Source organism: Stenotrophomonas sp. PS02298 (genome assembly GCF_029959445.1).
Taxonomy (GTDB): domain Bacteria; phylum Pseudomonadota; class Gammaproteobacteria; order Xanthomonadales; family Xanthomonadaceae; genus Stenotrophomonas.
Genome location: NZ_JASCOR010000157.1, coordinates 1 through 10,070, shown reverse-complemented (window position 1 = coordinate 10,070; position 10,070 = coordinate 1). Strand labels below are relative to the sequence as shown.

Here is a 10,070-nt window from a genome sequence, read left to right as displayed (position 1 = left end):
GCCGAGCCATGCTCGGCAAGGGGCTCCACCGGTAATGCCTCTGCCGAGCATGGCTCGGCACTACCGGTGCAGCGCACAAACAAGGCCCGCCCAGCGCGGGCCTTGTCCGTTTCAATGGCCCGCGCCGCTTTCAGGCGAAAGCAACGGCCGCGCCAGCCTGCGCTTCGTTTAAACTCCCGGCTGGTATTTGTGTTTCCCGTCGATAACAGACTCTCCTGAACGAGCCTAGCCCCCAGACATGACCAACATCGCCAAGATCCACGCCCGTGAAATCCTCGACAGCCGTGGCAACCCCACGCTGGAAGCCGAAGTCACCCTGGCCGACGGCTCGTTCGGCCGCGCCGCTGTCCCGTCCGGCGCTTCGACCGGCACCAAGGAGGCCGTGGAGCTGCGCGATGGCGACAAGACCCGTTACCTGGGCAAGGGCGTGCGCAACGCCGTGGGCAACATCAATGGCGCGATCGCCACCGCACTGGCCGGCTTCAATGCCGAAGACCAGGAAGGCCTGGACCGCCGCCTGATCGATCTGGACGGTACCGAGAACAAGGGCCGCCTCGGCGCCAATGCCCTGCTCGGTGTTTCCATGGCCGCCGCCCACGCGGTCGCCGCTTCCAAGAAGCAGGCGCTGTGGCAGTACCTGGCCGCCAAGACCGGCGCCACCCCGTCGCTGCCGGTGCCGATGATGAACATCATCAACGGTGGCGCGCACGCCGATAACAACGTCGATTTCCAGGAATTCATGGTGTTGCCGGTCGGCTTCAGCTCGTTCAGCGAATCGCTGCGCGCCGGCACCGAAATCTTCCACGCGCTGAAGTCGGTGCTGAAGGGCCACGGCCTGAGCACGGCGGTCGGCGATGAAGGCGGCTTCGCACCGGACTTCCGCAGCAACGTCGAGGCGCTGGACACCATTCTGGAAGCCATCGGCAAGGCCGGTTACACCGCCGGCGAAGACATCCTGCTCGGCCTGGACGTCGCCTCCAGCGAGTTCTACGAGAACGGCAAGTACAACCTGGTCGGCGAGAACAAGCGCCTGACCTCCGAGCAGTTCGTCGACTTCCTGGCCGACTGGAGCGCGCAGTACCCGATCATCAGCATCGAGGACGGCCTGGCCGAAAACGACTGGGCCGGTTGGAAGCTGCTGACCCAGCGCGTCGGCAACAAGGTGCAGCTGGTCGGTGACGACCTGTTCGTCACCAACCCGAAGATCTTCGCCGAAGGCATCGAGTCGGGCACCGCCAACGCCATCCTGATCAAGGTCAACCAGATCGGCACCCTGACCGAGACCTTGGAAGCCATCGCCATGGCCGACAAGGCCGGTTATGCGGCGATTGTCTCGCACCGTTCGGGCGAAACCGAAGACACCACCATCGCCGACATCGCCGTGGCCACCACCGCCACCCAGATCAAGACCGGCTCGCTGTGCCGCAGCGATCGCGTGGCCAAGTACAACCAGCTGCTGCGCATCGAGGAAGCCCTCGGCAGCGGCGCGCGTTATGCCGGCCGTGATGCGTTTGTCTCGCTCAAGCGCTGATCGTCATGCGTAATTGGCGCTGGCTGCTGCTGGTGCTGGTGCTGGCGGTACTGCTGGGATTGCTGCAGTACCGCTTCTGGTTTGGCCAGGGCAATTCGGGCGAAGTGATGATGCTCGAGGCGCAGGTGGCCAACCAGAAGCGTGACAACGACGGTCTGCAGCAGCGCAATGATTCCCTGGCGGCTGAAGTCCAGGACCTCAAGGATGGCGAGGCTGCCATCGAGGAGCGTGCGCGCAGCGAACTGGGCATGATCAAACCGGGTGAGAAGTTCTACCGGGTCGTCGAGGACGCCCCGGTGGCTGCGCCCGTGGTGCCTGCGCCTGCCGCGGCGACGGAACCGTCGGCCGGGCAGGGCAACCAGCAGTCGCCATCGGAGAACATCCCGTGATCCTGCAGACCTGGGCGGTGGTTCCCGCGGCTGGGCGCGGCGCGCGTTTTGGCGGCCCGGTGCCCAAGCAGTACCTGTTGGCCGACGGTGAGCCGCTGCTCGCGCACACCCTGCAGTCCCTGCTTGCCCATCCCGGCGTGGCCGGGGTGATGGTAGCCATTGCCGAGAACGATGCGGATTGGCCGGGTTGGACTTCGTTTGCCGACAAGCCGGTGCTGACCTGCGTGGGAGGAGAGACCCGCGCGGCGTCGGTATTGGCAGGCCTTCAGGCGCTGCCGGATAGCGTGCGTGCCGATGACTTCGTGCTGGTCCACGACGCCGCGCGGCCAAATCTGGCGGCGACCGATCTGAGCCGTTTGCTGGAAGTGGGGCGTGCTGATCCAGTCGGTGGCATTCTCGCCGCGCCGGTGCGCGACACGCTCAAGCGTGCTGGCGATGATGGTGGCATTGACGGCACGGAGCCGCGTGAGCGCCTGTGGCGCGCGCTGACTCCGCAGTTGTTCCGCCGCCATCAACTCACCCGCGCGCTGCTCGATGCGGCGGCTGCAGGTGTCGACGTCACCGACGAGGCGATGGCGATGGAGCGCCAAGGCGTGCGCCCGTTGCTCGTCGAAGGCGCCGAGAGCAATTTCAAGGTCACCACACCGGCCGATCTGGCCCGTTTCGAATTCGAGCTGTCGCGGCGCGGCAGCTGATCCCTTGCCGGCGCGTTGGCGCCGGCTCTGCCAAGAAGTACTGCCATGAACTCTTCTGTTTCCTTCCCTCCCATCCGTATCGGCCAAGGCTATGACGTGCATGCCTTTGGTGAGGGCGACCACATCATGCTGGCCGGCGTGCGCGTGCCGCACAGTCGCGGCGTGCTCGCGCACAGTGATGGCGATGTCGCCCTGCATGCGCTGTGCGATGCCATGCTCGGTGCGCTGGCGCTGGGTGACATCGGCGTGCACTTCCCGCCCTCCGATGATCGCTGGAAGGGAGCGGACAGCAGTCGCTTTGTCACCCATTGCAATGAATTGCTGCGCGAGCGCGGCTGGCTGGTCGGCAATGTCGACATCACCGTGATCTGTGAGCGGCCCAAGGTGGGCCCGCATGCGTTGGCGATGCGCGAGAAGGTGGCGCAGCTGCTGCAGATCGATCTGGATCGGGTCAGCATCAAGGCCACCACCAGCGAAAAGCTGGGCTTCACCGGTCGCGAAGAAGGCATTGCCGCGCAGGCCGTGGCCTTGTTGGTGGCCGCATGATCGCGCTGCCGCTGGCCTTTGGCGAACCGGTGCTGACTGCGGCGATCCGTAGCATGCCGGAGGATTTCCAGGTCGATGAAATCCCTGCGTTCGAGGCGACGGGTGAGGGTGAGCACCTGCTGCTCGACATCCGCAAGCGTGGCGCCAATACCGTGGCGATTGCCAAGCAGTTGGCGCAGTGGGCCGGCGTGCCGGAAATGGGTGTCAGCTATGCCGGGCAGAAAGATCGCCATGCGGTGACCACGCAGCGCTTCAGCGTGCACCTGCCCAAGCGCGTGGCGCCGGATCTGGCGCTGCTGGAGTCGGACGAGCTGCATGTGCTGGCGTCGACCTGGCACAACCGCAAGCTGCAGCGTGGCGCATTGGCGGGTAACCGCTTCAAGCTGGTGCTGCGTGGTGTGCAAGGTGACAAGGCGGCCATCGAGGAGCGCCTGCAGATTGTCGCTGCACGCGGCCTGCCAAACTGGTTTGGCGAACAGCGCTTTGGCCGCGATGGCGGCAATGTGCCGGCGGCGCTGCAGATGTTTGCTGGCCGTCGGGTGCGCAAGGACCAGCGTTCGATGCTGCTGTCCGCCGCGCGCTCTGCATTGTTCAACCGCGTGCTGGCCGCACGCGTGGAGCAGGGCAACTGGGACACCGCGCTGGATGGCGAGGTGTGGATGCTGGACGGCAGCCGTTCGGTGTTTGGCCCGGAGCCGATGAGCGAGGTGCTGGCGGAGCGCCTGGCGCGTTTCGATATCCACCCCAGCGCGCCGTTGTGGGGCGTTGGTGAGCTGCGCGCGACCGATGCCGCGCGGGCATTGGAAGATCAGGCCCTGAGTGATGAGCAGGCCTTGGCGCTGCGTACCGGGTTGGAGCAGGCCGGGCTCAAGCAGGAGCGCCGTTCGTTGCGCCTCAAGCCCATGTTGATGCAGCACCAGTGGTTGGCCGATGACGTGCTGGAGGTGTCGTTCGCGTTGCCACCGGGCTGCTACGCCACCGCAGTGCTGCATGAACTGGGTGAAGTGACCGACGCCAGTCGCAATGAGATCGCGGGCGCTCCGGCAGCTGAAGCCGAAGCATCGAGCGAGGAAAGCGCCGCCGGCTGAGTGGTTGGCAAGGTCGTAGCCCGGGTAAGCGCAGCGCACGCGGGAAACAGGATCCAGTGGTACTTCAATATGCGTCATGCGTCGCGAACAGCCCCGGGTGCGCTGCGCTTACCCGGGCTACAGAGACTGCGGTGCCGCGCCGTCCATGCGAATCGACTGGCCGAGCGGATCGCTCAGCGATTGGCCAGCAACACCAGAACCGCACCGGTGCCGCCCTGGGTGGGCGGCGCGGAATGGAATGCCAGCACGTCATTGCGCTGGCGCAGCATGCGGTCGACCAGGTTCTTCAGCACCGGCGCGCCGCCATCTGACTGCAGGCCTTTGCCGTGGATGATGCGCACGCAGCCGTGTTCATGTGCGCGTGCCTCCAGCAGGAACTGGCGCAGCAGGTTCTCGGCCTGGGCGGCGGTGGCACCGTGCAGGTCCAGTTCGTCCTGCACTGAATACTGGCCACGCTTGAGCCGCTGGAACATCTGAGGTGGCAGGTTGTCGCGCCGGTAGCTGGCGTTGTCGCCGGCTTCCAGCGGCTTGCTGGAACGTAGCAGGCGCGCAAATTCGCCCAGGGCCTGGGATTCATCCTGTTCTGCCATGCGCGCGCGCGGCTTGGGCCGTGGCTTGCCGGTAGCCGGTGCCTCCACCGGGCGCATCGGCGTCACTTCGCCAATGGCCGAGCGGAACAGGGCGGCGTCATCTTCTTCATCTGGGTACGACATTCCTACAGCGTAACGTGCGCACGATCGCAGGCAAGCCCCGGGTGGGTGGAAAGTGCCGCGGTGCATTCCGGTATCATGGTCGCTCAGGTCGGTCCGTCACGGTGATGTACTAACCGGAGGTTCCGGCGATTGCGGCGCTGAGTGGGAGCGTCGCGTGTTGATCCAGTAACCCAGGCCTTTAATGCGCGTACTTGTATCAAATGACGATGGTGTGGACGCCCCCGGCATCAAGATGTTGGCCGAGGAGCTTCGCAACGCCGGACACGAAGTCACCGTGGTGGCACCGGACCGTGATCGCTCCGGTGCATCCAACTCACTCACGCTGGATCAACCGGTGCGTCTGCGCCGCATTGACCACTACACCTGCGCGGTGGCGGGTACGCCTACCGACTGCGTGCATCTGGCGCTGACCGGCATGCTCGAATTCGAGCCGGATATCGTGGTGTCAGGCATCAACAATGCCGCCAACCTCGGCGATGACGTGATCTATTCGGGCACGGTGTCGGCTGCGATGGAAGGGCGCCACCTCGGCCTGCCCTCGGTTGCGGTATCGCTGGTCACCCACAAGCACGAAGCCAAGAACTTCGTTACTGCCGCACGCGCTGCGGTGGAGATCGTGTCGCGGCTGATCGCTGATCCATTGCCGGCCGACACCATCCTCAACGTCAATGTGCCGGACCTGCCATGGGAGCAGATCCGAGGCTTCGAGGTCACCCGGCTTGGCAATCGTCATCGCGCCGAAGCCTGTGTTCCGGCGACCGATCCACGCGGCAATACCGTGTACTGGATCGGCCCGGCCGGCAGTGAACAGGACGCAGGTCCCGGCACCGACTTCCACGCCGTGCGTACCGGGCATATTTCGATCACCCCGATCCAGGTCGACCTGACCCGCTATTCGGCGCTGGAAAAGGTCGCCAGCTGGGTGGGTGGACTGACCGAAACCCTGGGGAAGCCTGAATGACGCCGCGCCTGCGCCTGCAGCCGGAGGCCGTGGGTATCGGCATGACCTCGCAGCGGGTGCGCGACCGTCTGGTCGATCGTCTGCGCGAAGTGGGTATTGCCGACGAGGCCACGCTCAACGCTGTGCGCGTGGTGCCGCGGCACCTGTTCATCGATGAGGCGCTGGCCTCACGTGCCTACGAGGACACCGCTCTGCCGATCGGCCATGGCCAGACCATCTCCCAACCCTGGGTCGTGGCGCGGATGACCGAGGTGGTGCTGGCTGTCGCACCGAAGAAGGTGCTGGAAGTCGGTACCGGCTCGGGTTACCAGGCCGCCATCCTTGGCGCGCTGGGCCTTGAGGTGTTCACCGTCGAACGCATCGGCGACCTGCTGCGGCAGGCGCGCAAGCGCTTCCGGCATCTGGGCATGAACATCCGCACCAAGCATGACGACGGCCGTATCGGCTGGCCAGAGCACGGCCCGTACGATGCCATCGTGGTGACAGCTGCTGCGCCGGCGCTGGTGGATGCCTTGATCGACCAGTTGGCCGTCGGCGGCCGCTTGGTGGCACCGGTTGGCGGGCCGGGCGGACAGGTGCTGTTGCAACTGACCCGGCAGGCCGATGGCACCATTGTCCAGGAAGAGCTGGCGCCGGTGAGCTTCGTGCCGTTGTTGCCGGGCATGCTGGACTGAGAACAGGAATACTCTCTGGATGAAGATTTTCGGGCCGTTATACGACCGCGCCATGGTCTGGGCTGCCAATGAGCGTGCGCCCACTTATTTGACCGTGCTCAGTTTCATCGAGGCCATCATCTTCCCGGTGATGCCGGAAGTGATGCTGATGCCGATGTGCGTGGCACAGCCGCGCAAGGGTTGGCGCTTTGCGACCCTGAGCCTGATTGGTTCCATGGCCGGCGCGATGGTGGGTTATGCGCTGGGCCATTACGCCTTCGAGGTGATCAAGCCGCTGTTCGAGGCGATGGGTATGCTGCCGGCGATTGAAAGCGGTATCGCTACCCTGCAAGCCAAGATGGCGGAGTCGCCATGGGCGGTGTTCACCTTCCTGGTGCTGGGTGGCTTCATGCCCATCCCGATGAAGGTCTTCACTTGGGCCTCGGGTATCGTCGGCGTGCCGATGCCGCAGTATGTGTTGAGCATGCTGGTTGGGCGCGGCAAGCGGGTTTATTTGTTGGCGGCGGTGATCCGCTTCGGCGGCGCACAGGCGGCTGAGCGGTTGCGGCGCTGGATTGAGCCATTGGGCTGGATTGCCACCGCATTGGTGGTGGGCCTGGTGGCGTGGCTGGTCTGGAGGGCTAAATTCGCATGAATGCATTGATGGTGGGCAAGAGCTTGGGCAGGGCGCTGGCCGTTCTGGCGGTGGTCTCGTTGGCGGCGTGCGGAACTGCCACGGTGGTGAAGCCCTCGGGTGGCAGTTCGGGTTCATCCGCCTCGACCACGCCGCGCACCTCTGTCCCCAAGCCGGGACAGACGGCCACCGTGCGTCGTGGCGATACCTTGTTCGGCATTGCCCGGATCAACAACATCACCCCGCGTGATCTGGCTGCCTGGAATGGCTTGTCCGAGCCGTACACGATCTATCCGGGACAGGCGCTGCGGCTTTATCCGGGCGGGGCGACGGCCAGCCGGCCACCGGCTGCTGGTGGTTCAACGACCACCACTACCCGTCCGGTAACGCAGCCAACGGTGGTTACACCCACGCCAGTCAATAGCGGCATCGGCTGGCGCTGGCCTGCTGAGGGTGCTCTGGTCGGCCGTTTTGTGGCTGGTGAGGCCACCAAGCAGGGCGTGGATATCGCTGGCAGCAGCGGTCAGGCGGTTCGTGCCGCGGGTCCTGGCGTGGTGGTGTATTCCGGCGCTGGCCTGGTTGGTTATGGCGAGCTGATCATCATCAAGCACAACGACCAGTGGCTGTCGGCCTACGGCCACAACCGCAAGCGTCTGGTCAACGAAGGGCAGAACGTGAAGGCCGGCGACCAGGTCGCCGAGATGGGCCGTACCGGCACCTCACGCGACATGCTGCACTTCGAGATCCGCTACAACGGCAAGCCGGTCGACCCGCTGGTTTATCTGCCGAAGAAATAATCGTCAGCTGCCGGAGCCAGCCGTAGTGCCGAGCCATGCTCGGCAGTGGCTTTCCCAAAGATTCGTCAGTGCGCAGTGATCTTGTGGGAGCGGCCTAAGCCGCGAAGCTGATGAACCATCTGATGCATTGCCTGTAAGGCCCCTGCCGAGCATGGCTCGGCACTGCAGGGAGGCATTCGGCCTAGCCAGCAGGGGCCGAAAATCAGGTGTCGTCGGGATTGCACGCATGTCTGCGAGCTGATCAGTCGTCAGCTTCGCGGCTTACGCCGCTCCCACAAAAATGCCCCGACGCAGCGTGGCTGCGCGCTACGGGGTGCTTTCCAGGATGATGGCCATCACCACGCGGCGGTTTTCGCCGGCCAGCACGTTGTACGTGCGTGCGGCCGAGGCGTTGTTCATCACCTCGATGCCGATGCCACGGGTCAGGCAGGCGGCCATGATCGCCGCTGGCGGGAAAATCTGCTTGTCGCCGGTGCCAAGGATCACCAGCGCCGGATTCAGCTCCAACGCGACATCCAGATCTTCGGCGCGCAACTCGGCCACCGATGCAACCGGCCAGTCTTCAATCAAGCTGTTCGGCGCAAGGATGAAGCTGTGGCTCAGTGCGCGGTCGTTCACCTGCGCATGGCGGCCATCGGCCGAGCGCAGGGAATAGATGTAATCGGGAAGCTCGCGGCTGAACTGCATGGGTGTTCCTCGGCGATCAGCCGCGCGGCAGCACGATCTGGCGCTTTTCCTTGGCCGGGCGATACAGCACGGCGACGTGGCCGATGCGCTGTACCAGGGCGGCGCCGCTGGCCTGGATCAGCTCGCCGATCAGGGTGTCACGGGCTTCGCGGTCTTCGGCGGCAACCTTCACCTTGACCAGCTCGTGGCGCTCCAGCACCTCGTCCAGTTCGGCCAAAAAGGCCGGGGTGACCCCTTTGCCACCGATCTGCAGCAGTGCTTTCAGGTCGTGCGCGATGCCGCGCAGGAATCGGTTCTGGGCCGAGGTCAGGACGATGGACATGCAGGACTACAGGTAATCAAGGGGGTTCAGGGTATCATGACCACCCCTGTGAGCCCCATTGCCAATGCCCTCCCGTAGCAAAAGTAGCCAGCGCTGGCTGAAAGAACACTTCTCCGATCCTTTTGTGAAAAAGGCCCAGAAGGAGGGCATGCGCTCGCGCGCGGCCTACAAACTGGAGGAGCTGCTGGAGCGTGACCGCCTGCTGAAGCCGCATATGGTGGTGGTCGATCTGGGCGCCGCGCCGGGTGGTTGGTCGCAACAGGTGCGCAGGCAGATGGGCGACACCGGCCGTGTCTTGGCGCTGGATATCCTGGAGATGCCGCCTTTGGCGGGCGTGGAGTTCCTTCACGGGGACTTCAGGGAAGAAACGGTCCTATCGCAGTTCGAAGCCATGGTTGGCGACCAGCCGGTAGACCTTGTGCTGTCGGATATGGCCCCCAATAAGAGTGGTATGGATGCGGTTGACCAGCCGCGGATGATGCACCTGGCGGAGTTGGCGATGGATTTTGCCGATAACCATCTCAAGCCGGGTGGGGCGTTCCTGATCAAGTTGTTCCAGGGCGTCGGCTTTGATGACTACGTGCGTGAACTGCGCCGTCGTTATGAAAAGGTCGCCATTCGCAAGCCGGATGCCTCGCGCAAGCGTTCACCTGAGGTTTATGCCCTCGGGCAGGGCAAGCGCACCCAGATAAAGTAAGCTCAGCCATACGACTTTTCAGTAATTAGTATCTAGAGGGACACCGGAGCCGATGAGGATGAACGACCTGACCAAGAACCTCCTTTTATGGGTGGTTGTCGCCGTCGTGCTGATGGTGGTGTTCCAGAGCTTTGCGCCACGCAGTGGGGCAGCCGCCGCTGGCGATGCACGCAATTACACGCAGTTCCTGCAGGAAGTGGATGCGGGCAGGATCAAGTCGGTCGAGTACACCGACAAGACCACGCTGACCACCAACCACCTGCGCTTCAAGCGCGCTGATGGTTCCGACGGTGCGTTGTACGCCCCGGCCGACCCGAAGCTGCTGGACCAGCTGTATTCCAAGAACGTTGAAGTTGC

14 protein-coding genes are annotated in these 10,070 nt (G+C 64.4%); 11 read left to right on the top strand and 3 right to left on the bottom strand.

Annotation, left to right across the window (positions count from 1 at the left end; all coding sequences use genetic code 11):
- The first annotated feature begins 238 nt into the window (after positions 1–238).
- Genes eno through truD form a run of 5 tightly spaced genes read left to right on the top strand, consistent with a single transcriptional unit; the run spans position 239 to position 4,249 of the window.
- On the top strand, positions 239–1,531 hold the full coding sequence (gene eno / locus QMX78_RS17605; RefSeq protein WP_282271948.1) for a phosphopyruvate hydratase: 1,293 nt from the start codon (positions 239–241) through the stop codon (positions 1,529–1,531).
- A gap of 5 nt (positions 1,532–1,536) precedes the next feature.
- A complete protein-coding gene (ftsB, locus tag QMX78_RS17600; protein WP_282271946.1) occupies positions 1,537–1,920 on the top strand; it encodes a cell division protein FtsB in 384 nt (127 codons plus the stop codon).
- A complete protein-coding gene (gene ispD / locus QMX78_RS17595; RefSeq protein WP_282271949.1) occupies positions 1,920–2,615 on the top strand; it encodes a 2-C-methyl-D-erythritol 4-phosphate cytidylyltransferase in 696 nt (231 codons plus the stop codon). Before ftsB ends, ispD begins: the two co-directional genes overlap by 1 nt.
- Before the next feature lie 45 nt (positions 2,616–2,660).
- A complete protein-coding gene (gene ispF, locus QMX78_RS17590) occupies positions 2,661–3,161 on the top strand; it encodes a 2-C-methyl-D-erythritol 2,4-cyclodiphosphate synthase (protein ID WP_282271943.1) in 501 nt (166 codons plus the stop codon).
- On the top strand, positions 3,158–4,249 hold the full coding sequence (gene truD, locus QMX78_RS17585) for a tRNA pseudouridine(13) synthase TruD (RefSeq protein WP_282271941.1): 1,092 nt from the start codon (positions 3,158–3,160) through the stop codon (positions 4,247–4,249). Before ispF ends, truD begins: the two co-directional genes overlap by 4 nt.
- 173 nt (positions 4,250–4,422) lie before the next feature.
- Here the strand turns inward: truD and QMX78_RS17580 are convergent, their stop codons facing one another.
- On the bottom strand, positions 4,423–4,962 hold the full coding sequence (locus QMX78_RS17580) for a Smr/MutS family protein (RefSeq protein ID WP_282271939.1): 540 nt from the start codon (positions 4,960–4,962) through the stop codon (positions 4,423–4,425).
- A 181-nt stretch (positions 4,963–5,143) separates the two neighbouring features.
- On the opposite strand from QMX78_RS17580, the gene surE reads away from it, so the two are divergent.
- Genes surE through QMX78_RS17560 form a run of 4 tightly spaced genes read left to right on the top strand, consistent with a single transcriptional unit; the run spans position 5,144 to position 8,007 of the window.
- The gene (gene surE, locus QMX78_RS17575) at positions 5,144–5,923 is read left to right on the top strand and encodes a 5'/3'-nucleotidase SurE (RefSeq protein WP_282271937.1); all 780 of its coding nucleotides are present in this window, start codon (positions 5,144–5,146) and stop codon (positions 5,921–5,923) included.
- Entirely contained in the window at positions 5,920–6,597 is a 678-nt protein-coding gene (locus QMX78_RS17570) for a protein-L-isoaspartate(D-aspartate) O-methyltransferase (protein ID WP_282271936.1), read from the top strand. The genes surE and QMX78_RS17570 overlap by 4 nt, the downstream gene beginning before the upstream one ends.
- A gap of 19 nt (positions 6,598–6,616) precedes the next feature.
- The gene (locus tag QMX78_RS17565) at positions 6,617–7,231 is read left to right on the top strand and encodes a YqaA family protein (RefSeq protein WP_282271935.1); all 615 of its coding nucleotides are present in this window, start codon (positions 6,617–6,619) and stop codon (positions 7,229–7,231) included.
- Complete coding sequence (locus QMX78_RS17560; protein ID WP_282271934.1) at positions 7,228–8,007, top strand: peptidoglycan DD-metalloendopeptidase family protein; 780 nt, start codon at positions 7,228–7,230, stop codon at positions 8,005–8,007. The genes QMX78_RS17565 and QMX78_RS17560 overlap by 4 nt, the downstream gene beginning before the upstream one ends.
- A gap of 306 nt (positions 8,008–8,313) precedes the next feature.
- Here QMX78_RS17560 and QMX78_RS17555 read toward each other — a convergent pair whose 3' ends face one another.
- A complete protein-coding gene (locus QMX78_RS17555) occupies positions 8,314–8,694 on the bottom strand; it encodes an Mth938-like domain-containing protein (protein WP_282271933.1) in 381 nt (126 codons plus the stop codon).
- Between the two features lie 16 nt (positions 8,695–8,710).
- Positions 8,711–9,016, bottom strand: coding sequence for a ribosome assembly RNA-binding protein YhbY (gene yhbY, locus QMX78_RS17550; RefSeq protein ID WP_282271931.1), 306 nt, complete (start codon positions 9,014–9,016; stop codon positions 8,711–8,713).
- A gap of 64 nt (positions 9,017–9,080) precedes the next feature.
- Here yhbY and rlmE point away from each other — a divergent pair, with 64 nt between their 5' ends.
- Positions 9,081–9,713, top strand: coding sequence for a 23S rRNA (uridine(2552)-2'-O)-methyltransferase RlmE (rlmE, locus tag QMX78_RS17545; protein WP_282271929.1), 633 nt, complete (start codon positions 9,081–9,083; stop codon positions 9,711–9,713).
- A 58-nt stretch (positions 9,714–9,771) separates the two neighbouring features.
- On the top strand, positions 9,772–10,070 hold a 299-nt coding region (locus tag QMX78_RS17540), incomplete at its 3' end, for an ATP-dependent metallopeptidase FtsH/Yme1/Tma family protein (RefSeq protein ID WP_282271927.1).